The 25,001-nt window shown below is 44.1% G+C and carries 27 protein-coding genes and 3 pseudogenes; 24 read left to right on the top strand and 6 right to left on the bottom strand.

Translation table 11 applies throughout. The features are described 5' to 3' along the window. Positions 1-52 precede the first annotated feature (52 nt). Entirely contained in the window at positions 53-1,108 is a 1,056-nt protein-coding gene (locus tag QUE24_RS10320) for a DUF2333 family protein (protein WP_286303750.1), read from the top strand. Positions 1,109-1,242: 134 nt separating this feature from the next. Further along, positions 1,243-1,650 (top strand): c-type cytochrome, encoded by a 408-nt coding sequence (locus QUE24_RS10315; protein WP_286303749.1) that lies wholly within the window; start codon positions 1,243-1,245, stop codon positions 1,648-1,650. A gap of 71 nt (positions 1,651-1,721) precedes the next feature. On the opposite strand, the gene QUE24_RS10310 is transcribed toward QUE24_RS10315, so the two are convergent. After that, a complete protein-coding gene (locus QUE24_RS10310) occupies positions 1,722-3,062 on the bottom strand; it encodes an OprO/OprP family phosphate-selective porin (RefSeq protein WP_286303748.1) in 1,341 nt (446 codons plus the stop codon). Positions 3,063-3,182: 120 nt separating this feature from the next. Here QUE24_RS10310 and QUE24_RS10305 point away from each other — a divergent pair, with 120 nt between their 5' ends. Both QUE24_RS10305 and QUE24_RS10300 read left to right on the top strand, forming a co-directional pair. Continuing rightward, positions 3,183-3,413 carry a winged helix-turn-helix domain-containing protein gene (locus QUE24_RS10305; protein WP_286303747.1) on the top strand — a complete coding sequence of 77 codons (231 nt, stop codon included), beginning with the start codon at positions 3,183-3,185 and terminating at the stop codon, positions 3,411-3,413. A gap of 20 nt (positions 3,414-3,433) precedes the next feature. Next, positions 3,434-4,252 (top strand): substrate-binding domain-containing protein, encoded by an 819-nt coding sequence (locus tag QUE24_RS10300; protein WP_286303746.1) that lies wholly within the window; start codon positions 3,434-3,436, stop codon positions 4,250-4,252. Here QUE24_RS10300 and moaC read toward each other — a convergent pair. Then, positions 4,249-4,725 carry a cyclic pyranopterin monophosphate synthase MoaC gene (gene moaC, locus QUE24_RS10295; RefSeq protein ID WP_286303745.1) on the bottom strand — a complete coding sequence of 159 codons (477 nt, stop codon included), beginning with the start codon at positions 4,723-4,725 and terminating at the stop codon, positions 4,249-4,251. The genes QUE24_RS10300 and moaC overlap by 4 nt on opposite strands. Before the next feature lie 48 nt (positions 4,726-4,773). On the opposite strand from moaC, the gene moaD reads away from it, so the two are divergent. The 3 genes from moaD to QUE24_RS10280 are packed head-to-tail and all read left to right on the top strand — an operon-like array spanning position 4,774 to position 5,851. Then, on the top strand, positions 4,774-5,001 hold the full coding sequence (gene moaD, locus QUE24_RS10290) for a molybdopterin converting factor subunit 1 (RefSeq protein ID WP_286303744.1): 228 nt from the start codon (positions 4,774-4,776) through the stop codon (positions 4,999-5,001). A 1-nt stretch (position 5,002) separates the two neighbouring features. Then, the gene (locus QUE24_RS10285) at positions 5,003-5,440 is read left to right on the top strand and encodes a molybdenum cofactor biosynthesis protein MoaE (RefSeq protein ID WP_286303743.1); all 438 of its coding nucleotides are present in this window, start codon (positions 5,003-5,005) and stop codon (positions 5,438-5,440) included. Between the two features lie 15 nt (positions 5,441-5,455). Beyond that, on the top strand, positions 5,456-5,851 hold the full coding sequence (locus QUE24_RS10280; protein ID WP_286303742.1) for an MAPEG family protein: 396 nt from the start codon (positions 5,456-5,458) through the stop codon (positions 5,849-5,851). Here QUE24_RS10280 and ubiD read toward each other — a convergent pair. Further along, on the bottom strand, positions 5,844-7,325 hold the full coding sequence (gene ubiD / locus QUE24_RS10275) for a 4-hydroxy-3-polyprenylbenzoate decarboxylase (protein ID WP_286303741.1): 1,482 nt from the start codon (positions 7,323-7,325) through the stop codon (positions 5,844-5,846). The genes QUE24_RS10280 and ubiD overlap by 8 nt on opposite strands. A 190-nt stretch (positions 7,326-7,515) precedes the next feature. Here ubiD and QUE24_RS10270 point away from each other — a divergent pair, with 190 nt between their 5' ends. The 4 genes from QUE24_RS10270 to QUE24_RS10255 all read left to right on the top strand — a co-directional run bounded on the left by QUE24_RS10270 (position 7,516) and on the right by QUE24_RS10255 (position 10,258). After that, entirely contained in the window at positions 7,516-8,679 is a 1,164-nt protein-coding gene (locus tag QUE24_RS10270) for a sterol desaturase family protein (protein WP_286303740.1), read from the top strand. Positions 8,680-8,753: 74 nt separating this feature from the next. Continuing rightward, a complete protein-coding gene (locus tag QUE24_RS10265; RefSeq protein WP_286303739.1) occupies positions 8,754-9,020 on the top strand; it encodes a DksA/TraR family C4-type zinc finger protein in 267 nt (88 codons plus the stop codon). Positions 9,021-9,196: 176 nt separating this feature from the next. Further along, positions 9,197-9,634 carry a helix-turn-helix domain-containing protein gene (locus tag QUE24_RS10260; RefSeq protein WP_286303738.1) on the top strand — a complete coding sequence of 146 codons (438 nt, stop codon included), beginning with the start codon at positions 9,197-9,199 and terminating at the stop codon, positions 9,632-9,634. A 207-nt stretch (positions 9,635-9,841) separates the two neighbouring features. Next, the gene (locus QUE24_RS10255) at positions 9,842-10,258 is read left to right on the top strand and encodes a hypothetical protein (RefSeq protein WP_286303737.1); all 417 of its coding nucleotides are present in this window, start codon (positions 9,842-9,844) and stop codon (positions 10,256-10,258) included. A gap of 47 nt (positions 10,259-10,305) precedes the next feature. Here QUE24_RS10255 and prlC read toward each other — a convergent pair. After that, positions 10,306-12,343, bottom strand: a pseudogene (prlC, locus tag QUE24_RS10250) (oligopeptidase A). Between the two features lie 141 nt (positions 12,344-12,484). Between prlC and QUE24_RS10245 the strand changes: the two are divergent. From QUE24_RS10245 to QUE24_RS10190, 13 genes and pseudogenes are all read left to right on the top strand, one after another. After that, a complete protein-coding gene (locus QUE24_RS10245) occupies positions 12,485-13,279 on the top strand; it encodes a UDP-2,3-diacylglucosamine diphosphatase (protein WP_286303736.1) in 795 nt (264 codons plus the stop codon). Then, positions 13,279-14,331: a glycosyltransferase family 4 protein gene (locus QUE24_RS10240; RefSeq protein ID WP_286303735.1), complete on the top strand. Its 1,053-nt coding sequence runs from the start codon at positions 13,279-13,281 to the stop codon at positions 14,329-14,331. Before QUE24_RS10245 ends, QUE24_RS10240 begins: the two co-directional genes overlap by 1 nt. 137 nt (positions 14,332-14,468) lie before the next feature. Continuing rightward, a pseudogene (locus tag QUE24_RS10230) lies at positions 14,469-15,190 on the top strand (MlaA family lipoprotein). Positions 15,191-15,281: 91 nt separating this feature from the next. Next, the gene (locus QUE24_RS15820; RefSeq protein WP_350226581.1) at positions 15,282-15,413 is read left to right on the top strand and encodes a hypothetical protein; all 132 of its coding nucleotides are present in this window, start codon (positions 15,282-15,284) and stop codon (positions 15,411-15,413) included. Between the two features lie 5 nt (positions 15,414-15,418). Beyond that, the gene (locus QUE24_RS10225; protein ID WP_350226580.1) at positions 15,419-16,267 is read left to right on the top strand and encodes a calcium/sodium antiporter; all 849 of its coding nucleotides are present in this window, start codon (positions 15,419-15,421) and stop codon (positions 16,265-16,267) included. Positions 16,268-16,368: 101 nt separating this feature from the next. Next, positions 16,369-16,847, top strand: a pseudogene (locus QUE24_RS15815) (KpsF/GutQ family sugar-phosphate isomerase). 32 nt (positions 16,848-16,879) lie between these two features. Continuing rightward, positions 16,880-17,242 carry a CBS domain-containing protein gene (locus QUE24_RS15810; RefSeq protein WP_350226579.1) on the top strand — a complete coding sequence of 121 codons (363 nt, stop codon included), beginning with the start codon at positions 16,880-16,882 and terminating at the stop codon, positions 17,240-17,242. A 9-nt stretch (positions 17,243-17,251) separates the two neighbouring features. After that, on the top strand, positions 17,252-17,773 hold the full coding sequence (gene kdsC, locus QUE24_RS10215; protein ID WP_286303732.1) for a 3-deoxy-manno-octulosonate-8-phosphatase KdsC: 522 nt from the start codon (positions 17,252-17,254) through the stop codon (positions 17,771-17,773). Positions 17,774-17,834: 61 nt separating this feature from the next. Next, positions 17,835-18,329, top strand: a complete 495-nt coding sequence (lptC, locus tag QUE24_RS10210; RefSeq protein WP_320165600.1) for an LPS export ABC transporter periplasmic protein LptC — start codon at positions 17,835-17,837, stop codon at positions 18,327-18,329. After that, the gene (gene lptA / locus QUE24_RS10205; RefSeq protein ID WP_286303730.1) at positions 18,313-19,179 is read left to right on the top strand and encodes a lipopolysaccharide transport periplasmic protein LptA; all 867 of its coding nucleotides are present in this window, start codon (positions 18,313-18,315) and stop codon (positions 19,177-19,179) included. The genes lptC and lptA overlap by 17 nt, the downstream gene beginning before the upstream one ends. After that, positions 19,179-19,904 carry an LPS export ABC transporter ATP-binding protein gene (gene lptB / locus QUE24_RS10200; protein WP_286303729.1) on the top strand — a complete coding sequence of 242 codons (726 nt, stop codon included), beginning with the start codon at positions 19,179-19,181 and terminating at the stop codon, positions 19,902-19,904. The genes lptA and lptB overlap by 1 nt, the downstream gene beginning before the upstream one ends. 74 nt (positions 19,905-19,978) lie before the next feature. After that, entirely contained in the window at positions 19,979-20,473 is a 495-nt protein-coding gene (locus QUE24_RS10195; RefSeq protein WP_286303728.1) for an ABC transporter substrate-binding protein, read from the top strand. Further along, on the top strand, positions 20,470-22,656 hold the full coding sequence (locus tag QUE24_RS10190) for an ATP-binding protein (protein WP_286303727.1): 2,187 nt from the start codon (positions 20,470-20,472) through the stop codon (positions 22,654-22,656). Before QUE24_RS10195 ends, QUE24_RS10190 begins: the two co-directional genes overlap by 4 nt. A 1-nt stretch (position 22,657) precedes the next feature. Here the strand turns inward: QUE24_RS10190 and QUE24_RS10185 are convergent, their stop codons facing one another. Beyond that, positions 22,658-23,491, bottom strand: a complete 834-nt coding sequence (locus QUE24_RS10185; protein ID WP_286306108.1) for a peptidoglycan DD-metalloendopeptidase family protein — start codon at positions 23,489-23,491, stop codon at positions 22,658-22,660. Then, the gene (gene xseA / locus QUE24_RS10180) at positions 23,481-24,989 is read right to left on the bottom strand and encodes an exodeoxyribonuclease VII large subunit (protein ID WP_286303725.1); all 1,509 of its coding nucleotides are present in this window, start codon (positions 24,987-24,989) and stop codon (positions 23,481-23,483) included. The genes QUE24_RS10185 and xseA overlap by 11 nt, the downstream gene beginning before the upstream one ends. Between the last annotated feature and the right edge of the window lie 12 nt (positions 24,990-25,001).

Here is a 25,001-nt window from a genome sequence, read left to right as displayed (position 1 = left end):
TAGCGCATAAGCTGTCACAGAACATTCCCACTTAATCAGATATGAGATGTCAATGAAACGCTTAACAGATAAAATCCGTGATTTAGGTTGGTCAGTCAGCGACAGTTTCGCTGATACCACGACCCGTCAACGTATCATTAAGACAGCCGGCATCATTCTTAGTATTGTTGCTATTTTTATGATGACCTTAATGATATGGTGGAACTTCGCCCCAAGTGAGTTTGAACCCACTGAAAATGCCAGAATCATGGCATCGCAACAGCAACAACATCTCGTCACCGGTTATACATCAACAGCTACACTAATCACCCTCGCTGAAAACCTTCTGGATAAACCCGGCGGCTACCTCACAAATGATGTCATGCCACCCTCCGTTTGGATGGACAATATGCCTCGTTGGGAGTTCGGAGTGCTGGTACAGATTCGTGATTTTTCTCGCGTATTGCGCAACGACATCAGCCGTTCCCAATCTCAGTCCAGAGAAGATGAGGACCTGGCACTTGCCGAACCTCAGTTCAACTTTAATTCCAACTCATGGCTTTTCCCACCGACAGAACGTGAATATCGTGCCGGCATCAAATCTCTCAAGTCCTATCTGTCTAGATTGAGTAGTAATGAGGATGATGCTCAGTTTTATGCCAGAGCAGACAACCTGGTTTCTTGGTTATCTGTTGCTGAAAAACGCTTGGGCAGTTTGTCACAGCGTCTCACGGCCAGTGTAGGACAGGTGCGTATCAATACCGATCTAGCAGGCGATGCAGAAGCCTTACAGTCAACCCCACTGGCGGATGAAGTGGTGACAAAAACACCTTGGAATAAAATTGATGATGTGTTTTACGAAGCACGAGGCACAACCTATGCCCTAATCCATCTGCTGAAAGCAGTGGAATATGACTTTTCAGACGTATTAAGAAAGAAAAATGCGCTGGTGAGTCTACGCCAGATCATTCGAGAGCTGGAAGCCACACAGGAACCGGTATTGAGTCCGGTCATTCTGAATGGAAGTGGTTTTGGCCTATTTGCTAATCACTCATTGGTGATGGCTTCTTATGTGTCACGGGCCAATGCCGCATTAATTGATTTGAGAGATTTATTGAATCGAGGATAAACTCCTCTCAAAGCAGGGCATTTAACCTGCACAATAAGGCAAATCACCCAACCTGACAGCAAAATAACATCCTATGATCGAACTATCCGGCCCCGCTAATTGGGGCTGGCTGTTCAGATTTGATGGAGATATCAATGTTGTTTCAACTTAAATCAATTAAACCAGTTGCACTTTCTGCGGCGCTACTACTTATGTCTGCCACATCCGCTTTTGCTGATGATAAACCTTATACCGTAACCAATGGTAATGAGCTTGATTCCGCTAGTTACGCGGGTTTCAAACTTTATAGAAATTTCTGTGCTCGCTGCCATGGTACATACGGGCAAGGTATGGTCGGACCTAACTTAGCTGAAAGTCTCAATGTGATCTCTAAAGAAGAGTTTTTTAACACCGTTGAACATGGAAAAACTGGAACGATTGGTAGTATGCCAGCTTGGGCATCGAACCCGAAAGTCATGAAAGGTCGGGAAAATATTTACAACTACCTCAAAGCCAGAGCTGATGGCGCAATTGGTGAAGAAAAACCCAAAAAAGCTAAATAAACCAGAAAAATAAGCTTTATACTCAATAAAAAAGTAGAGGGCTGCCAAGCAGCCCTCATTGTTAACTTAGCTTAAAAAGCCCATTGGCTTCGCACTTGAAATACGGATAGCTCATCATTGTCATTCGGTCCACCATCAACGTCCAGTACATCCACATAGTTTGCAGAAAAGCGTAATGTGGGTGTGGGATACCAGTTTACTCCGTAGGTCATGGCATCTGCCTCGCCACCATCGATTCCGGCATCACTCAAGTCGAGTGAGCTATAGCGCAATGCCAGCTCCCATGCGCCAACACCACCGTCACCAACAATGGAACTGGGTTTCACACCACCCATAACACCATTTTTGTACTGGCGAGTTTCACCCGTCAAAATATAACCGGCCTGCAAATACCAGCCATCAAAATCTGCATCTTTACCGTTATTACGATTCACCTGGGTGGTGATATATTCACCTTGGACAGAATATGGCCCGTGACCAGCAGCCAGTTCAGCGCCGATATTGTAATAGTCTGCTACGGAACTGATGTCGCCTGTATCAATAATACTCACACCGGACACATGTGACTCGGCTTCACTATCAAAACCCACATCGCCACTATCACCGGTATCACGGTAGTCAAGACCCAGTCCTAAATGAACAAAATGCACACCATCATTAATCGGTGCCCAGGTACCACGAGCCGTTGCCCCCCAGCCTTCATCATTCTGACCACCTTTATTATTGATGGAATCACCAAAGATACCTGTCGCCCATGACCAATGGGTGGTTGCGTTACTGGCCATGATCCCCATCTTTCTTCCTGATGAAAAAGCATTAGGCAGGGCTCGTTCCATAAACAATGTGTTATTAGCACTGGTCAGATAATCTAAGCTGAATGGTGTTTTAAAATTACCCACTGTGATATCTAATGGCTCAAATCCGGTGTAGGCCAGATAGGCATCGGTGATACCTTTGCCGTTCGCTCCTGTACTGGCAAAGTCATATTCGAGCTTAAAGTCCCAAACGTTATACATTGTGCCTGCATAAGAAACCCGTGCACGTCTGAACTCAGAACCGTCACCCATTTCTGGCTGACCGCTGTATGTTGCCGCATCTGCTTGTAAACGACCACCTAACTTACTCTCAAACTTGCCATCACGAGTTTTCACCCCAATCCCACCTTTGACAGTGACTTCAACATCGGAGGGTTTTGTCGCTTCAGCAAGCTTAGCATCAACTTGTTGTTTTTCTTGTTGTGCTTGAGCCTGATTTTGTTTTAACTCTGCCATCAAACTGCCATACTGATCATCATTGACCATACCGTTTTCATGCAGCATATTAATCAGAGTTTCAATTTCAGATCCCGCATAGGCAGGGCCCGATAATGCAGTCAGAATACCGGCAGCCAGCAAGCTTTTCTTTATCGTCATGTTGTTCTCCTTGTCTGAATTTTTAACACTACGTAGCTGCAAAACAGCTTGTAATCTTAGTTAGCGGTTAAAAGGCGCTTATCATGACAGTTTTATTACAACACTTACCCGATGTGAATCATGGAAATTAAAATAGACTTTCACTGGCAACTGACCCAGAATGGAAAACCGCATCATATTGATGACATTCTGTTTCAGATGCTTGAAGCCATTCAGCAAGAAGGTTCTTTAAAACAAGCGACCGAAAAACTTGGTGTCTCATATCGTTTTGCCTGGGGTTTATTAAATAAATGGGAAGCACTACTGGGCCAGCCATTAGTTATTCTTGAGCGAGGCCGGGGGCTCGGTTAGCGGTTGTCGGGGAGAAACTGATGCATGCGAACCGACACCTCAGTGCCTCTTTTTCTCCTGAACTGGATAACTTCTCTACAGAACTAAAACGAGAATTTGAAGCCATCCTCGATCATAGTCCACGTGATACGTTTAAGATTTTTACCAGTCATGGCTTAGCTGTAGGGGCTCTTAAAGAATTAATTGATCAGCAATCTGATTTTTTATTGGATTTACATTTTCATGGCAGTCAGGAAAGTCTGAAAGCACTCAAAGCCGGTGATTGTCACATTGCCGGCTTTCACCTCCCTATCGGTGAATTGAAACGTCATTTGATGATCGACTACCTCAAACTTTTGGATGAAAAACAGCATCAGTTAATCTATGTTGTCAGACGAAACCAAGGCTTGATGGTGTCTCGTGATAACCCAAAACAGATAAATGATATCCGCTCTCTAACAATGGATGGTGTCACTTTTATCAACCGTCAAATGGGGTCTGCTACTCGAACCTTGTTTGATCAACTGCTTGCCGCTCATCATATCTCCAGTGACGAGATTAAAGGTTACTCGCATGAAGAGTTTACGCACATGGCCGTTGCAGCCATGGTTGCCAGTGGTGCTGCAGATATCGGTTTCGGTATCGCTCCCATTGCCGACAAGTTTAAGCTGGAATTCATTCCTTTGGTATGGGAACACTACTGCTTGGTCGTACCGCAGTTATTAGTGGATGACCCTCGGGTTCAAGCCATTATCAGCTTATTAAAAAGTGATGCTTTCCATCGAAAAGTCAGAGACTTCAAAGGCTACGATACCGCACGCTCAGGTGAGCTTGTTAGTTTTGACGAAATATTTACCTAAAGACGTTGCCAATGACCGCTTTTACCACCTGATTTTTCCAGCAAACCAATGTCGGTCATGATCATGCCTTTATCCACTGCTTTACACATATCATAAATCGTCAACAAGGCGATCTGAACTGCAGTAAGAGCTTCCATTTCGACGCCAGTCTGACCACTGGTCCCGACCGTTGCCCGGCAGTGAATGGATGCATTTTTATTATCTAGTTCAAATTCTACTGAAACCTTTGTTAAAGCCAGAGGATGACACAACGGTACGAGATCAGCTGTTTTTTTCGCCGCCATAATCCCGGCAATGCGAGCAATCCCCAAAACATCGCCTTTTTTATGTCCGCCTTGCTCCACTAATTTAAATGTGTCAGGCAGCATCAAAATCTTCCCCTCTGCGATGGCAAGCCGCTCTGTGGTTGCTTTTCCACCAACATCAACCATATGAGCTTCACCAGCTTGATTAAAATGGGTCAAATCTGACATCGCAAATGTTATCCTCTAGCTTTAAATTTAGCTGAAACGATCAACCAGATGAGTATTCAAGTCAAATTTTTTGCCAGCCTTCGTGAAAAGCTAGGTCAATCTGATATAGAACTTGCTGCCGCCAGCACAGCTCTGGATGCCTGGAATCAAGCGACTCAAAATAAACCCGTACCAGATAATCTGCTTGTCGCCATCAACTTGGACTATGCCAAGCTGGACACTCCCGTCCAAGATGGTGATGAAGTGGCCTTTTTCCCACCGGTGACCGGAGGTTAATATGTCGAGCTGGGTGAGTGAACAGCGTATTGAGCCTTGGGAAATCATAGCCAAGCAACAACGTGCTCAGGACATAGCAGGTCAATTTGGCGCCACGGCCAGTTTTGTCGGTACGATGCGTGACTTTAGTGATCGTCCGGATATTACCAAGATGCTGCTCGAACACTATCCGGCGATGACTGCACGTTACCTGCAAAAACTGGAAGACAAAGCAAAAGCTCAATGGCGATTACTAGATTGCCTTATCGTTCATCGTGTGGGGGAAGTGCTTCCCGGCGATGCCATAGTCGTTATCGCCTGCTGGTCAGCCCATCGCCGTGCCGCACTCGATGCCTGTGACTGCTTAATTGAAGAATTAAAATACAAAGCACCATTTTGGAAAAAAGAATTCACCGAACAAGGTCAACACTGGGTAAGCGGTAATACCGACGGACATTAAACGAGGATAGTCATTATGATTACAGCTCTGTATGCCAGCCTCTGCGCCTTATTTATCGTCAAGTTATCACTGGGTGTTATTGCTGTGCGCCGACAACATAAAATCGGATTGGGTGATGGTGGCAATGAAGAATTACAGTTAGCCATCCGAGCACAAGGTAATGCCACTGAATACATTCCTATCACCTTGATTCTGATGTTTCTTCTTGAAAACATCATTGTATACAACTGGATGATTCATCTCGCTGGTATCACCCTGCTCACGGGTAGGCTCATCCATGCCATAGGTATCAAAAACCATGATCTGAAAAAGCGTGTTCTCGGCATGAAAATCACGCTTTATCTGATTATAGCTTTGTCGATATTAAATATCGTTTATTTTGCGTTAGCATATTTAATGCCTGTCAGTTAGGTTCCCTGCTCTCCAATCCCAGCTCATCCCAAATAGCATCAATACGCTTAACTACATCCGCATCTCGGACGATGGGTCTTCCCCACTCTCTGTCAGTTTCACCTGGGAGTTTATTGGTTGCATCCAATCCCATCTTGGAACCGAGTCCAGACACAGGTGAGGCAAAATCTAAATAATCAATCGGCGTATTTTCCACCAGCGTGGTATCCCGTGCGGGATCCATTCGAGTGGTAATAGCCCAAATCACATCTTTCCAGTCCCTGACATTGACATCATCATCCACCACAATCACAAACTTGGTGTACATAAACTGACGCAAGAATGACCAGACACCCATCATCACCCGCTTGGCATGACCTGGGTACTGTTTTTTCATACTGACCACAGCCATCCGATACGAACACCCTTCAGGGGGCAAATAGAAATCGATAATTTCTGGAAATTGCTTTTGTAATATCGGTACAAATACTTCATTCAAGGCAACACCGAGTATGGCAGGTTCATCTGGCGGCCGTCCGGTATAGGTGCTGTGGTAGATCGGATTCTGTCGCTGTGTAATTCGTTCGATAGTAAAGACAGGAAAGCTATCGACTTCATTATAGTAACCGGTATGATCGCCATATGGTCCTTCCGACGCCATATCATCAGGATAGATGAAACCTTCGAGTACAATTTCTGCGTTAGCGGGCACCTGTAGCTCATTGCCTATACATTTCACCAGCTCTGTTTTACTACCGCGCAACAAGCCTGCAAACGCATATTCTGACAGCGTATCCGGTACAGGTGTGACGGCACCCAGTATCGTGGCAGGATCACAGCCTAGTACAACACTGATTGGAAAGGGAGTTCCCGGATTAGTCTGTTGCCATTCCTTAAAATCAAGTGCGCCACCTCGATGCGATAACCATCGCATGATGACGCGATTCTTACCGATGACTTGCTGACGATAAATGCCCAAGTTTTGTCGCTCTTTATGAGGACCTTTTGTGACGACCAGTCCCCAAGTGATTAAAGGGGCAGCATCTTCAGGCCAACATAGCTGGATTGGATAATTGCTCAAATCAATGTCATCGCCTTCCAGCACCACTTCTTGGCAGGCTGCTTTTTTAACTAACTTGGGTGACATCGTCAGGACTTTTTTAAACACGGGAAGCTTCTCCCACGCATCCTTCATGCCCTTAGGTGGCTCAGGCTCTTTCAAAAAAGCCAGTAATTTACCGACTTCACGCAAGGCTTCGACAGAGTCTTCGCCCATCCCCATTGCTACACGTTTTGGCGTTCCAAATAAATTCAATAAAGCGGGTACTTCAGACCCTTTAGGATTTTCAAACAATAATGCCGGACCACCAGCACGTAACACGCGATCAGCAATTTCTGTCATTTCCAGAGCTGGATCGACCTCAGTTTTAATCCGTTTTAATTCACCCTGCTTTTCCAAACCTTCGATAAAGTCACGTAAATCGGTATATTTCATTCAACCACTCAGTTATGTCATCACTTAGGTTTGAATATTACTGGATAAGCAAGGCAGGCTAAAGCCATAATCCATAAGGCTGATGGTAAGAATATTGAGCTCATCCGTCTTATCGAGTCGATATTATTATTGAAGAAACCCTTTAACACAGACATTATGTCGACCAAGTTTCACTATATCGATACCAATCATGACCGAACCTTATCAATATCAGCCTCGACATGTTGAAAAGAATCCAGCAAAAGAATTTCGTATTGGCGAGGGCAGAATAAGTTGTTATTTGTCTCTTACACTCAGCATATTGAGCCTGCTAGCGGTGCTAGCTTACCTTTACCCAGCCTATTTAACGACGGCTGAGCTGCGCCAAGTTTATGATGCTGAGCAATTACAATTGCTATTGAAATATGCCATGTATTTTTCATTATTCTTCGCTGCATTGACGTTTGGTTTGAATAAAGGCAAGTACAAACTTTATGGCCTTGTCGCTATTTCATTGACCTTGATTGGGTTTGCTCTGGGTGGTTACAACATTCCGATAGGTCAGGTAGAGCCCAGAGAATTATCGTTGGGGGTCGATTGGTTAATTCTTGCCTTTCTAGGATCAGTCGTCATCTTCATGACACTGGAAAAGCTATTTCCCAAATATCGGGACCAAGTCATCACTCGTCCAGAGTGGGCGGTGGATATGTTCTACTTTTGTTTTAACCACCTCGCGATATCCGCCATTCTTATTTTTGCAAATTATCATGCCAGCCATTTTGATTGGGCTGTTAGTCCCTCTGTGCAATCCACCGTTCAAGCCATGCCAGTTTGGTTACAAGTCATACTGATTATTCTGGCAGCAGATTTTGTGTTGTATTGGGAGCATCGTGCCTATCATGAAGTAAAAACACTATGGCCTATTCATGCCGTTCATCATTCTGTTGAACATTTGGACTGGTTAGCTGGCTCCCGTGGCCATTTTGTACAGGTATTTTCTGAACGCGCTATGGTGATGATCCCACTTTATTTATTAGGTGCGGATGAGTCTGCATTGAATATATATGTCACCTTTGCCGCGCTTCAGGCTATTCTGATTCACTGTAATGTCGATATCCCCTTTGGCCCGCTCAAAACTATTTTTGTCACGCCACAGTTTCATCACTGGCATCACAGTTCAGAAAAGCCGGCCATTGATACTAACTACTCGGCGCACACCGTTTTGTTTGATCGACTCTTCGGTACTTATCATCTGCCCGGAAATTACTGGCCTGCCGAATATGACACAACCGTTCGTCTACCACGACAGATTTGGGGACAGACCTGGTACCCCATTGTTCGCTGGAAACAACGGTTAGGTAAAAAGCTACCTTAAATCATGACTATTGGGTCCAAGCTGACTTTAAGCCTATAATGAAATAGTATTAAAACAGTCAGTTGGAGGTTGTTATGGCTGGAGGATGGTCCCGTGACGGGGCGGTACAAGATCAAATAGACGCCAGTGTGGATGACGCGATACAGCAAGCACGCTCACGTTTACCTCAAGGTGAAAGCCTGACGCATTGTGAAGAGTGTGATGCTGAAATTCCCGAAGGCCGACGTAAAGCCATTCCTGGTGTTTACCTGTGTGTGAAATGTCAGGAAGAGATAGATAATGAAAACAAAGCAGCTGGTATGTTTAATCGACGGGGCAGCAAAGATAGTCAGCTTCGCTAAATCCACGCTTAAACTATTAAACAAAAAAGGGCGAACCGCCCTTTTTTTATGTGTGTGTACAATTCCGTTTTTATTCTGACGCCAGTGTCACAAAACCGTCATACTCCTCATACACAATCAAAAGGTTTAATGTAATTATTATTACATTCTTTCTATACCCGTTGATGGAGTTGACAATGACAAGCAAAGAACAGGTAAACAGCCCTCGCAAGAAATTACTCACTCCAGCTCAAGTTAAACTCTGCAAAGCCATCGCCGCTTCTGACAATGAGTTTAGTACCCGCGCCAGTGCTTTGCTTGCTCTTCATGATGGTGTGACTCAAAAAGAAACAGCGACACAAACTGGATTAAGTATCGGACAAGTACGATACTGGGCGGCACGTTTTCGTCAATTGGGCATGAAGGCTTTTCCTCAAACAGCAAGTGAAGTCACCTCACAAAAATCAACACTAGAAAAAGCGGTTGTGGAAGACACGCCCAAAGAAGTCAAAAAGAAAGACCGTAAAAAAACCAAAGCTGACAAGGGCAACAAGAAAGACAAAAAGTCCAAGGAAGAAAAGTCCGCTAAAAAAGACAAAAAGAAAGCTAAAAACAAAAAGAAAACAAAGAAATAAGGTTTTTCGATTACCCCAAAACATAAGAATGTAAAGCTAAAGGATGTAAATCACAGCGGCTTTTATGTACTAAGACTGACAGCGACAAATTTCATTATTAACTCTGGATTACTTATCTTTACACAGATAAAGTTGACTGATAGTCATCTATTGTTCAGCCTGATAGAGCTATTAACAAAAAATTAAGTTATCTAAGAGAGACATATAATGAGAAAAACGTTTTTATTACTACCTTTAGCGCTCTTTGCACAACTCGCTTTTGCTATCGACGCTAATGACGTAGAGGCTTACAAAAAAAATTACAGTGAACAGCTTCGTCCAATGGTGATGAAAAAACTGGGCATGGATAGACCCGATCTGACTGCCGGTGCCATTAAAAGAGAAGCGGATGCTTATGTTGCAAAAATGGCGGGCTGCCAACTCGAAGGCTTAGCGATTTTTCCAGAACAGTATCGTGAAAAAGCCATTTTACCTGTCGCACAAGGCGGTGATGTTGCTCAAGCGACGCAAGCTTTGAATGAAGAACTCAAAAAAGATATTGATGGCGGCAAAATTTCAAAAGATGAAGTCATGACCATTATTCAATCAGCACAGCAAGCTGTGCAAATCTGTGCGAATTCTTGATTCACCTACACCACACAAATAAAAAAGGGCCTTTCGGCCCTTTTTTGTTATGCGGCTATTCCTGAATGTCTTAACAGAGCATCAATTTCAGGCTCTCGTCCACGGAAGGCTATGAATAATTCCATCGGTTCTTTTGAACCACCCTGCTCCAGAATATTATTCAAAAACGCCAGCCCGGTTTCACGATCAAAGATACCTTTTTCTTCAAATTTAGAAAACGCATCGGCTGATAACACTTCTGCCCACTTATAACTATAGTAACCAGCCGCATAACCGCCAGCGAAGATGTGACCAAAGCTATGAGCGAAACGATTAAATTTTGGCGGTTTAACGACAGCTACCTGATCACGCACTTCGGCCAGAATTTTATCCACTTGATTGCCGCCTTCTGGATCAAACTCCAAATGCAAACGGAAATCGAAAATAGAAAACTCCAACTGACGCACCATCATCATCGCTGACTGGAAGTTACGCGCCGCGATCATTTTTTCATAAAGGTCATCAGGTAGTTTTTCACCGGTTTCATAATGACCTGAAATCAGATCTAGTGCTTCCCTTTCCCAGCACCAGTTTTCCATAAACTGACTGGGTAACTCGACCGCATCCCAAGCAACACCGTTAATTCCTGACACACCGGCATAATCAATTTTTGTCAGCATATGATGCAGACCATGACCAAACTCATGGAACAAGGTCGTGACTTCATCATGAGTGAATAAGGCCGGCTTATCACCGACAGGCTCAGAGAAATTACAAGTCAGGAAAGCCACCGGTGTTTGCAGACCTTTGGCTGTTTTTCGGCGCACCAGACATTCATCCATCCATGCGCCGCCACGTTTGTGTTGGCGAGCATATAAGTCCAGATAAAACTGGCCACGTAAGTTACCGTTTGATTCGCGGATTTCAAAAAACGTACGTCTTTATGCCAGGTATCGATATCCGTCCGTTCACTGATAACCAATCCGTATAAGCGGTTTACCACAGCAAACAAACCATTAACGACTTTATCTTCTGGGAAATATGGTTTGAGCTCTTCCTGAGAGATACTATAGCGTTGCTGGCGTAGTTTCTCGGCAAAATAAGTGACATCCCATGCTTGTAATTCATCCATGCCTGCTGTTTCTTTTGCGAAGGCTTTTAATTCTTCAAATTCTTTAATGGCTATCGGTTTACTACGCTCAGCCAGATCATTGAGGAAATCCATCACCTGTTCTGGGCTTTGTGCCATTTTTGTCGCTAAAGAGCGTTCAGCGTGGTTAGCAAAGCCAAGTAAGTTAGCTAAACGATGACGAAGCTTGAGAATATCGGCCATGACCTGAGTATTGTCCCACTGGCCGGCATTCGGTCCCTGATCAGAAGCTTTAGTCGCAAAGGCGGTGTACATTTCTTCGCGAAATTCACGATTATCTGCATAAGACATGACCGGCATATATGAGGGGAAATCCAGCGTAAATACCCAGCCCTCAACATTGTCACGTTTGGCAAATTGCTCTGCCATGGCAATGGTCGACTCAGGTAATCCAGATAACATGTCTTTATCCGTAATATGCTTTTTCCAGCCGTGTGTCGCATCCATCAGGTTTTCTTCGAACTTAGCACTCAGTTCGGTCAGTTTTTGCGTGATGTTTTTATACTCATCACGGTCAGCCTGATTAAGTTCTACCCCGGATAAACGGAAGTCTCTGACGGCATTATCAATGACTTTTTCTGGGCAGTATCCAGCGACGGGTACACCGCACTCTCAGCCAGCTGTTTATAAGCACGGTACAAGTCTTCATTTTGTCCCAGCTCTGTACCGAACTCACTCAACATCGGCAGACAAGCGTTATAAGCTTTTCTTAATTCATCCGAATTCACTACAGAGTTCATATGACTGACTGGAGACCAAACACGATCGATTGACACATCAATGTCTTCCATTGGCTCAACCAAGGTTTCCCATGTGGGATGGCTCACCTGTGTCAGTAATTTATCTACTGCTTGTCTAGCCTGACTTATCGCTTGTGTTACAGCAGGCTCTACATGCTCAGGTTTGATTTCAGAGAAAGGCGGTAATGGGTAATTTTCTAATAATGGATTGCTCATTGGGCGTCTCATTTTGGCTATTGTTTAATGATACGACAATTAATTCAATAAGTTATCGTCATCATTCTGCAACAAAATATTCATGATGCTGCAATATAAGTTCGTTAGTGTGCCCTCAAAATACTAAGGAAACGACACATTATGCAAACACAAGTGAGTCACAAAGAGAAGTTAAAAGTTCGCAGCGTCTGGATTTCTGATATCCACCTGGGGTTTCGAGGCTGCAGTGCTGACTTTTTACTCGATTTTTTGCATAAGGTTGAATGCGATTATTTATATCTTGTCGGTGACATTGTTGACGTGTGGGAAATGAAAAAACGCATGTTTTGGCCTCAGGCACATAATAATGTAATCCGAACCCTACTTGGTAAAGCTAAACACGACACCAAGGTTATTTATGTACCAGGCAATCATGATGAGTTACTCCGTGACTTCGATGGGGCCGTTTTTGGTAATATCGAAATTCAGAACGAGATAGTCCATACCACCGCTGAAGGTAAAAAATTATTAATCTTACATGGCGATCAATTTGATAGTGTCGTCAAAATTTCCCCACTACTTGCCAAAATTGGTGGGCGGCTCTATGACTACTTACTCAGAGCAAACCGACTTGTTAATTATGTTCGTCGTAAGATGGGTTTTTCATACTGGTCTCTGGCGGCATTCTTAAAACACAAAGTGAAAAATGCGGTGCAATACATCAGTAATTTTGAAGAGGCCGTAGCACATGAAGCGGCGAAACAAGGGGTCGATGGTGTCGTCTGTGGTCATATTCACCGCGCTGAAATTACCCGCATCAACAATGTCGATTACTTCAACTGCGGTGACTGGGTAGAAAGCTGCACCGCACTTGTTGAACATCCTAACGGTAAAATGGAAATTTTATACTGGGCCGATATTATCGAGCAGCCTCACGCTATTGCTCAGGCAGCCTAATGAAGATTGTCATCATCACCGATGCCTGGGAGCCTCAGGTCAACGGGGTTGTACGTACCCTGAAACAGACTCGTCAATATTTAATCGAGTTGGGGCATGATGTCCATCTGATTACGCCACAACAATTTAAGACTATCCCTTGTCCCACCTATCCGAGTATTCCTCTCTCTTTATTACCAGGCAGGAAAGTCAAAAAGTTACTCGATAGCTATCAAACCAACGCCATCCATATCGCCACTGAGGGACCTCTGGGTATGGCAGCAAGACGATGGTGTCTTAGAAATGGTATTCAGTTCACGACGTCTTACCATACCCAGTTCCCTGAATATATCAGACTCAGGCTGCCTATTCCTTTGAGCTGGAGTTATGCCTGGCTTAAACGCTTCCATGGTAAAGCCGTACACACTTTGGTCCCTACAGCCTCACAAAAACAGCGCTTGCTTTCACATGGTTTCCAGAACATTGAGGTTTGGGGGCGTGGTGTAGAGACAGAAATTTTCACTCCTGAAAATCCTCAACAACTGGGATTAACCGGCCCCGTATTTATGAATATGGGCCGGGTCGCCGTTGAGAAAAATATTGAAGCTTTCCTTCAATTAGATATCAAGGGCAATAAAGTCGTTGTCGGTGATGGGCCCGATCTTGAACATCTTCGCCAAAAGTATCCTGATGTCATTTTTACCGGAGCCAAATTCGGCAAGGAGCTTGCCTCTTATCTCGCCGCAGCGGATGTGTTTGTGTTTCCAAGTAAAACAGATACCTTTGGTCTAGTTTTATTAGAAGCGATGGCCTGCGGCGTTCCTATTGCTGCCTATCCTGTTACCGGCCCTGCTGATATCGTTCAAGAAGGCATTACAGGCTATCTTGATGAAGACCTTACGTTAGCAGCAGAAAAAGCGCTTAACTTGTCTGGAGACAAGTGTATTGAATACGCAAAAAATCATAGTTGGTTAGCCTGCACCAAAGTCTTCTCGGACTTTATGTTTAACAACCGACATAATAAAAAGTTAAAAGACACAGACATTACCAATCAATCTTTTTGGTGTCTGTAAATAATCACCATGTTGTTTTTTTGCCACTTAGTTCACATTACCATGTCATAAACGCAACAGATGACTTGCATTGCCATAACTCGGCGTGCGATTATTTCTCGGGTCGATAAGAATAAAATTAAAAGGATCATAATTCGATGTCTACCCTGCGCTCAGTTTTCAAACTCGGTTTTTTGGCGGCAGTATTGCTGTTAACTGGCTGTGCTACCAGCAATAATCCTAAGGATCCGCTTGAAGGATACAACCGTGCAATGTACAAATTTAACGACACGGTCGATAAAGCTATCCTCAAACCCGTTGCAAAGGGCTATGACACAGTGATGCCAGCCCCCTCAGTCAAGGTGTCAGTAATTTCTTCAGCAACTTGAACGACATCACTGTCATCATCAATGATCTTCTTCAGTTCAAATTTAAACAAGCAGCCAACGATACAGGTCGGTTTGTTCTCAATACCACCGTGGGTGTTGCCGGTATTTTTGATGTTGCCAGTCTGAGTGGGAACCACAAAAATAACGAAGACTTTGGTCAGACACTTGGAGCCTGGGGCGTAGAGCCTGGTGCCTATATTGTTCTACCTTTCTTTGGTCCCAGAACAGTGCGTGACTCATTTGGTTTAGTGGGTGACTATTACACCGACCCCGTTACTTATGTTGAGGGACCCGGTGCTCGTAATGCTTTCCGTGGAGTCAGATTAGTGGATACTCGTGCTAACTTATTACGTGCTGAAAAAGTGTTAAACGAGGCTGCTACAGACGAATACAGTTATGTACGTGATGCTTACCTTCAGCATCGTGAATATCTCGTTCATGACGGCAATCCGCCAAGTAACGATGATGAATTCGATTTGTTTGAAGAATGATCTAACGACAACTCACAAACGAATCCTTATAATGAAGAGCCGGGTATATCCCGGCTTTTTCATATCTCACATTTAATCAACGTGGAAGCTAATGACAACTATTCTGTTTATATCAGCCATTATCGCGGGTTTCGGAATTTTAATCTGGGGAGCAGATCGATTTGTTGATGGCGCAGCGAATATTGCCACCAATTTTGGTGTATCCCCCTTATCGTTGGTTTAACGATTGTGGGTTTTGGCACCTCGGCTCCTGAAATGCTGGTGTCAGCATTAGCAGCAATCGATGGTGCGCCAGCACTGGGGATTGGTAATGCTATTGGGTCAAACATCACTAATATCGGTCTGGTGCTGGCTATTACCCTGCTCATTGCCCCACTCACCGTCCACTCAGATACGTTAAAACGTGAATTTCCGGTATTACTGTTTGTCATGGTGTTGTCGCTATTGTTATTACTAGACAATGATCTCAGCCGGGGCGATGGCATTATTCTGTTTAGTGGCTTTATGCTGACCTTAGCTGGGATGGCTTGGTTAGCAATCAAAGGTAGCAATAAGCAAGACCCCATGGAAGCGGAATTTGAAGCAGAATACGGCAGCGCTAAAATGACCGCCAAACAGGCAACGTTCTATTTTGTCATTGGCCTTGTCTCTTTACTGATTGGATCGAAATCACTCGTTTGGGGTGCAACAGGCATTGCTCATCTGCTTGGTGTGAGTGACTTGATTATTGGACTGACGATTGTAGCTATAGGTACCAGCCTCCCTGAACTTGCTGCTTCTGTGATGTCTGCATTAAAAAATGAACACGATATTGCGGTTGGTAATATTCTTGGATCGAATATTTTTAATATTCTTGCCGTGTTAGCCATGCCTGGACTGATTGCACCTTCGCACATTGATCCGATGTTACTGTACAGGGATCTTCCATTCATGATTGGTTTGTCTGTAGGCTTATACTTATTTGCTCGCTACAGTGCGAATGGACGCATAGGCCGCGTTGCTGGTTTATTGATGCTATTTGTCTACGTTTCCTACAACGGATTACTTGTTTATCAAAATACGCCTGGACTCAGTTAATTGTGATTGATAAAGCCAAACTCAGCGCGCTCGCCCACGCTGTCATTGACACAGAAATCGAAGCCGTTAAAGCGCTTCACGAGCGTATTAATGATGACTTTATGCAGGCCTGTGAGTTTATGCTGCATTGTCAGGGACGCGTTGTCGTCATTGGTATGGGAAAATCAGGTCATATTGGCAGTAAACTCGCTGCCACATTAGCAAGTACAGGAACACCGGCTTTTTTGTTCATCCCGGAGAAGCCAGCCATGGTGACCTGGGCATGATCACTGATAAAGATGTAGTGCTCGCCTTATCCAACTCAGGCGAGACCAGTGAGATACTGACTATCTTACCTTTGATAAAACGCCTCGGCATTCCATTTATTGCCATGACGGGCCGACCGGAATCGACATTAGCGACGTGTGCAACTGCACATATCGATGTCAGTGTCGCTAATGAAGCCTGTCCACTTGGTCTCGCCCCCACTTCAAGTACTACAGCAGCATTAGTCATGGGTGACGCGCTGGCCGTCGCCTTACTCGAAACACGCGGTTTTACTGTAGAAGACTTTGCTCGCTCACATCCAGGGGGCTGTTAGGTCGCCGTCTCTTACTTCGAGTCTCTGACATTATGCATACCGGCGATGCCATTCCGACCATTGATGAAGAGGCCCTGATTAGCCAGGCATTGATAGAAATGTCTAACAAAGGCTTGGGCATGACTGCGGTGGTCGATGATCAGTATCACATTTTAGGCGTATTTACTGATGGTGACTTACGCAGAGTGTTATCACAAGAAATTAACATTCATACTGAAAAACTGTCAGCCTTTATGACACGTGAATGTAAAACGGGGCGTGCTGACATGCTGGCGGCTGAAGCATTAGAATTAATGCAACGCTACAAAATAAATGCCTTACTGATAGAAAATGAACATCAACAGCTATGTGGTGCCATCAACATGCACGATCTGCTTCGTGCCGGAGTGGTCTAAGAGAGAGTCATGCAGGATATTTTAGAAAAAGCAAAGAAAATTAAACTTGTCGTATTTGATGTTGACGGCGTTTTAACTAATGGTCAAATTATCATTGGTGATGATGGTGAAGAGTACAAGGCTTTTCACTCACGCGATGGTCACGGTATGAAGTTATTGCAATTTACCGGAGTTGAAATTGCCATTATCACTGGCCGGACCTCGCGCACGGTCGAACATCGCATGCAGAGTTTAGGTATCAAATATGTCTATCAGGGTCAGCGAGTCAAGCTACCCGTCTTTCAACAATTAATAAAAGAACTCAAATTATCACCAGAAGAATGCGCCTATGTCGGTGATGACTGGGTAGACTTATCCATCATGAGCCGTGTTGGATTAGCCATAGCCGTGCAAGACGCGGATCCTATTGTCAAAAAGCATGCTCACTTCATCACGACATCAAATGGCGGTCATGGCGCTGCACGTGAAGTTTGTGAGCTAATTATGGAAGGACAGGGAAACCTGCAAGACCAAATTGAACGCCATTTTTAATCTCCCTCGATATCTACGTATATTACTGCCTCTGATAGCTATCTTAAGCATCTGGCTGCTCTTGTCTGATGATAGCAAACCAGTTGAACCTGAAAATAATCAGATTCATCGTAGCAGTGATTACGCAATGACAGACTTCACAATGACAATCATGGATATCAATGGCACACCAGCAAGGGTCATCAAAGGTAAAGAAATGGCCCACTACCCAGCTGATGACAGTACAGAAATCATTGATCCTATTGCAGAATTCCTCAAGCCAGGTAGAGATTCCTGGGTCATCACTTCAGATCACGGTCACACTCAAGGCGATAACACAACTATCCTGCTGACAGGAAATGTTATTATCACTAATGAAAATAACCCGGCATTTAAAATGCTGACTGATGAGCTCACGCTTGATACACAATATAACACTGCATATACCGACCATGCTGTCACGATTAAAACTCCGAACGGAGATACTGACTCAGTTGGCCTTCATGCAGATATGAATGATGAAACCATTAACCTACATTCCAGGGTGAAAGGACAATACGATGCACCTGCTAACTAAATTATTAACGGTATGTTTGATGTTGCCAGCAATTAGTTGGGCCTTGCCGAGTGACCGTGAAAAACCGATTAATATTGAAGCTGACCATGCACAGATGGACGATCAGGAAGGCGTCACCCAATACAAGGGGGATGCGATTCTCACGCAGGGCACGTTAAAAATCACAGGTGATATCATCACTTTCCACTACGATGAAAATAAACAGCTCACCAAAGCTGTTTCTGTCGGTAAATTAGCTACATACGAACAAGTGCACAAACCCGGTGAGCCACCCGTTAAAGCGAAAGCTATTCGCATGGAATATTATGCCGACAAGCAAAAGATCTATCTGATAGGTGAAGGCCATGTCTGGCAAAATGGCGATGAGTTTATTGGTAATCGTATTGAATATGACATAGCCAGAAATGTAGTCAGTGCCAATTCTGCACCAGTCAATGTGGGCGGTGAAACGCATGACTCGGGCCGTATTCATATGATTATTCAGCCCATGACGCAGCAGAAAAAAGACAAACCAAGTCAAGCCAAACCTAAGAAAGCTGACGCGCCAAAAGCGGCAGTTAATGAGCCCAAACCCGCCGCTCAAACTGAAACAGCGACACCAACCACACCAAAACCTGCTGCAGAAGCACCATTACCTGCAAAAGAGTATCCAGAAGTCATCACCACAAGTCGTTTAAATGTACGAACTGGACCAGGAACCGGTTATCAGCGTCTAGGCACGCTTGATCAAAATCTTCGTGTGCTTGTGCTTACTCGCCAACAAGGCTGGGCACAAATCCGAGGAATGCTTAACGGCGAGACAGTTATTGGCTGGGTTAACGACTATTATTTACAAGCGATCGACGAGTAATGAGTATTCTTTCAGCGCATCAGCTTGCTAAGCAATATGGTGATAGGCAAGTCGTTAAAGATATTTCACTGGACGTAAACAGTGGAGAAATCGTTGGTCTATTAGGGCCAAATGGTGCAGGCAAAACCACCAGTTTTTACATGATTGTGGGTTTGGTACCGGTTGATCATGGTTATATTTATCTTGACCAGCAGGAACTGACTCATTACCCAATCCATGATCGTGCCAAACTGGGGATTGGATATTTGCCGCAAGAAGCCTCGGTATTTCGCAAACTCAGTGTAGAAGATAACCTTTACGGCATCATCGAAACACGGACAGAACTGAACGATCTTTCCAAACAACAATTACTGGAACAACTGCTAAAAGATTTCCACATTGAACACATCCGTCATTCGAAAGGCATGGCATTATCAGGTGGAGAAAGAAGGCGTGTGGAGATTGCACGTGCTCTGGCAATGGATCCTCAATTTATTCTGTTAGATGAACCTTTTGCAGGTGTTGATCCCATCTCTGTTCTCGACATTCAGGGCATTATTCAAGAGCTGGCCCAACGTGGTATTGGTGTATTGATCACGGATCATAATGTCAGAGAAACCCTGAAGGTATGCCAACGTGCTTATATCTTTAACGAAGGCGAAGTGATTGCGCGTGGAACCCCTGAAGATATTCTGAAAGATAAAAATGTATTAAGCGTCTATCTGGGCCGTGACTTCAGGATGTGACATTACTGGCGGCAGAGTCATCTGTTCAGTTAACATAGACACTGTTCTGATTTGGCTATATCTATGAATGTAAAATGGTTTTTCATATTTTTTGTATTTTTTTCAGCAGCACAGCGCATGCCGAAGAAAATTCAAAAAATACCGATCTTAAGCATGTAACCATAAAACTACACTGGCAACATCAGTTTCAGTTTGCGGGCATCTATGCCGCCAAAGAAAAAGGGTTTTATCGCCAGGCAGGATTAGATGTTGAGATTCTGACCGGTTTCAACCATCCCTATGATGAAGTTGAGAATGGAAATGTAGATTTTGGCATATCCGGCACCGGGATAGTCATGGAATATATGAAAGGTCGTCCCTTTGTAGCATTAGGCGCTACCTTTCAAAGCAGTCCATATGTGTGGTTGGTCAAAGCTGACTCCGGCATTTATTCTGCAGCAGATTTTGTAGGTAGGACAATCAACCGGCAATCTGAGGCTGATGATTTAACGGCCATTTTTCTACAACAGCATGTTGATACGTCAAAGATTAATTTTGTTCCCCCAGCAAAAACTATCTCAATGATTTGATCAGTGGTCGCATTGATGGCGTCACAGCCTATATTTCGAATGAACCCTTCTACATGCAAGAGCAAAATGAGCCTTACAGAGTAATTTCCCCCAGGGACTACGGCATCAATTTTTATAGTGACATTCTCTTTACAACGCAAAGCTATATTCAAAATAATCCAGAGTTGGTGGATGCTTTTCGAAAAGCAACCTATCAAGGATGGACATACACGGCAGAACATACCGACGAAATTATTGATCTCGTATTAGAAAAATATAATACGCAACGCAAAACACCTGCACACGTCAATTATGAAGCGGAACAATTATTAAAACTCAGTCTCTACCCTACCGTAGAATTTGGTCATGTCACCCTCAGTCGTTGGAAACAAATTGCTGAGACTTATAATAAGTTAGGTATCAATGATCAGTCCCGAGATCTGGATGAGTTCATTTATACAGCACCTGATAGTGAGATCGTCCTGTTCAAGTGGTTAGTACTTATATTAAGCGGATTGAGTCTGACTATTATCTTTTTTTACCTGGTAAAACGTCACCATAACCGAATATTGACCAAGGAAATCCAGGAAAAAACAGAGTCGATAAAAAAAGAGTTGGCCAATCGCTCAGCGCTGGAAGCCCAGGCCAAACAAGAAAGCCTCAGACTAAAGACATTACTAGACACCACGATCGATAGCGTCATCACGATTGATGCCTATGGCGTTATAGTCAGCTTTAATAAAGCTTCAGCACAACTCTATGGTTATACCCCGGAAGAAATAATTGGCAAAAATATCACTGAATTAATGCCAGCCAGTTATCGTGATATGCATAAACTGGGCATGGCTCGTTTTCTATCAACAGAAGATAGTCACATTATCGGCAAACCTGTTCAACTAGAAGCTTTACATAAAAGTGGGAATCTGTTTCCAATCGAGCTGACCATCAGTCATTTTAAATGGGATGAAAAACACTTTTTTACTGGTATTGCACGCGATATTTCTAAACAAAAGGCAGAACAAAAGGCCTTGATTCAAGCCAAGCTCGAAGCGGAACGAGCCAATAAAGCGAAGTCTGAGTTTCTATCTGCCATGAGCCACGAACTTCGCACACCTTTAAACGGCATCCTTGGCTTTTCTCAACTCTTGCTATCAGATAATGATCCCAGTCCTTCAGAGCAACAACGACATCAAATCAAACAAATCATTGAGAGTGGGGAGCACTTACTTAACTTAATAAATGATGTGCTGGAATTATCTAAAATTGAATCGGGTAATATCCAGTTATCAACTGAACATATTTCCATCAAAAGTATATTTGATGCGTGCCTGCCAATGCTGGAAACCATGGCAAAAAAATATGATGTGAAGATTACTGTCCCTGAACAAAATGATACGGTCGTGATTGCTGATCTGACCAAACTAAAACAGGTATTTATTAATCTGGTCAGTAATGCCATCAAATACAACAAAGCCGGTGGTCAAGTTATCGTTACAACACGCCTGCTGCCGCAAAGCGGTTGTCTAAAAATGACCATAACCGATACAGGACATGGTATTTCAGCTGATAAACAAGCCCATGTATTTACTGCTTTTGAGCGACTGGGACAAGAGTATGCCAATATCGAAGGCAGTGGCGTAGGGCTGAGTATTAGTAAACGCCTGATTGAAGCAATGGGCGGTAAAATCGATTTCGCCAGCACTGAGGGTCAAGGCAGCAGCTTCTGGATTGAGCTGCCACTATCTACACAACAAACGGCATGGCATTCAGCTCAGCGTCCGTCTTCAGAAATGAATGAGAAGCCAACTCCAACCCGTCGAACAGACATGCAGATTGAAACCTCATCACGCCATGTACTTTATATTGAAGATAATCCGGCAAATATTCGTTTAATTGAAGTGTTCTTTTCACGCTACTCGAATGTTAGCTTTCATAGTTGCGCCACCGCAGAAGAGGGGCTGGCATTTATTGAGGAACGACGTCCAGATTTAATACTTATGGATATCAACCTTCCCGGCATGTCAGGAATAGAAGCGACCAAAACGATCAAAGCCTCAGATGAGATGAAGACCATACCGGTGATAGCTTTAACCGCAGCGGCAATGCAGGAAAATAAGGACGCCGCGGCAGGCATATTTACTGCTTATGTAACTAAACCGATTGATTTCGGCCAGTTAACACAATTACTGAAACCTTACCTCTGAGTTATTTTAACTCTGACTCAGGTGGGAAAAATAAGCGTGGCTCTACTCGTTCGTCATTAAGACTCACACCCAAATGTAAGTGTGGCCCAGTCACCCGGCCTGTGGCCCCCACAGTACCAATAATATCCCCCTGATTGACTGTCTGACCATCCTTTACGTCTATACGGTTTAAATGACAAAACATAGTGATCAGACCTTGACCATGATCAATAAAGACCGTATTGCCATTAAAAAAGTAATTGCCTGTCCCTCTGACAATACCTGACGCTGGTGCCTGAATAGGCGTGCCAGTTTTAGCAGCGATATCCATGCCGCTATGCGGCTTTCTTGGCTCACCATTAAAAACACGGCGGCGACCAAATAAACCACTTACACGTCCTTTCACAGGCCAGATAAAATTCACTGTTTCACTATCAGTGTCAGTCCATGCGGTTAATGCTTGTTGAATACGGCTTGATTCCTGATTAATTCGTTTCATATCCAACGAGTTGGGATTCACTTTCCGCTTATCTTTTACCGTAATGTACTGTGTCGGGTACTGTTTATCTTTAATCGAAAATAACTGCGTACTTTTTTCTTCACCACGTTTAACAACGACACGCAACGTTCCCGCTTTTGCTGATAATGGAACCCCAACAACTGCCTGCCAAAGACCATCCGCTTTCACCACCATGACAGGTTTGTCTTCAAAACGTACATCAGGTTTCGTTTCTTCGATACTACCAACAGGCAAAATGACGACCCCACCGGGAACAGCTGATTGCTCTGGAAGCTTTGCCAAGACATCTGAACAAATTAACAAGAGAAAAGACAATATCCAGCCATTAAATTTCATCAACGTTTTTCACCTCACAACTTAGCTGCCCTTGATGCAACCGTACTAAGACCTTATCACCTGGAGCAACGGCTGATGCCGAGGTGATTACTTCACCTGAATCCGCCCTACTGGTAATGCTGTAGCCCCTATCCAGGGTATTCAAGGGACTTACCGCTGCAAGCGTCCGCACCTGTTGTGCCAGAAATTGTCTTGCTTTATCGAGATGCTGACGCATTAAACGGTGGTGCTGTTTATTCAATGTATGTACCAGGTTTTGTTGTTCATGTAATCGAGACAGTGGCACCTGTCTCTGTAACCTGAACTGTAATGACAAAAATTGCTGATGCATGCTTTTTTGCTGAGTTCTGAACGCAGTTTGCAAACGATGAGACAAGCCCTCTAACATCGCGCGTTGCTTTTCGATCTGTGCTTTCGGATGTTTTAACCTGACCGATAAATAATCAAGTTTTTGCTGGCAATTCAGTATTTGTCGATGCCAGGCTGAATCCAATAGTCTTTTTTGTTGAGTAAGCCATTGTGTTTGTTGTCGTAAAACCAATTCAGGCCGAGGAAGGGCGCGATGTAAATGTTGCAAATGTCGCTGTTCAGAAGTCAGACGCTGACGAATAATGTGTGTCATTTGCTGCTGATAGCGTTGAAAATTGAGCAAATACTGCTGGGCATCCGGCACTGCTAACTCAGCAGCGGCAGATGGTGTCGGAGCTCTGACATCAGCGACAAAATCACAAATCGTGAAATCAATCTCATGCCCGACGGCTGAGATAATGGGAAGTTCGCAGGCAAACAGAGTGCGTGCTAATTGCTCATCATTGAAGCTCCACAAATCCTCCAAAGAGCCTCCACCACGACCAATGATGATGACATCGCAGTCGCGTCTTTGATCAGCCAGTTTCACTGCAGCAATTAATTGCCCTGCTGAACTTTCACCTTGCACGGCTACGGGATATAAAATCACATCCACTGCAGGAAAACGACGTTTCAACACACTCACAATATCATGCACAGCTGCGCCATCTGGCGATGAGATAATGCCTACAGCTTTAGGTAATATCGGTAGTGTTTTTTTGTGCGCCTGGTCAAATAAACCTTCTTGACCAAGCCGGTGTTTTAAGGCTTCGTATGCTCGCTGTAATGCACCACTTCCCGCCTCTTCCATATGCTCAACAATAAGCTGAAACTCACCACGCCCCTCATACAAACTGACACGAACACGCAATAAAACCTGCATGCCATTTTCAGGCGTGAAACGTAATTGATTATTGCGATTACGAAACATCGCACAGCGAACTTGCGCGGCTTCGTCTTTTAACGTGAAATAAATATGCCCTGAGGCAGGCATGGCCAAGTTAGAAATCTCGCCTTCCACCCAGAGTAATGGAAATGAGCCTTCCAGCAACACACGGGCTTCTCTGACTAAACGAGAAACTGGATACACATCTTTCACCGCGCGATTTGCTACTGCGCTTCTCTGATTAGATGTAGATTGTACTGCCATAACGCTAGATAT

The organism is Methylophaga marina (assembly GCF_030296755.1).
Lineage (GTDB): Bacteria > Pseudomonadota > Gammaproteobacteria > Nitrosococcales > Methylophagaceae > Methylophaga > Methylophaga marina.
Note: the sequence above shows the minus strand (reverse complement) of the source record. Positions and strands in the feature narration are given on the sequence as shown.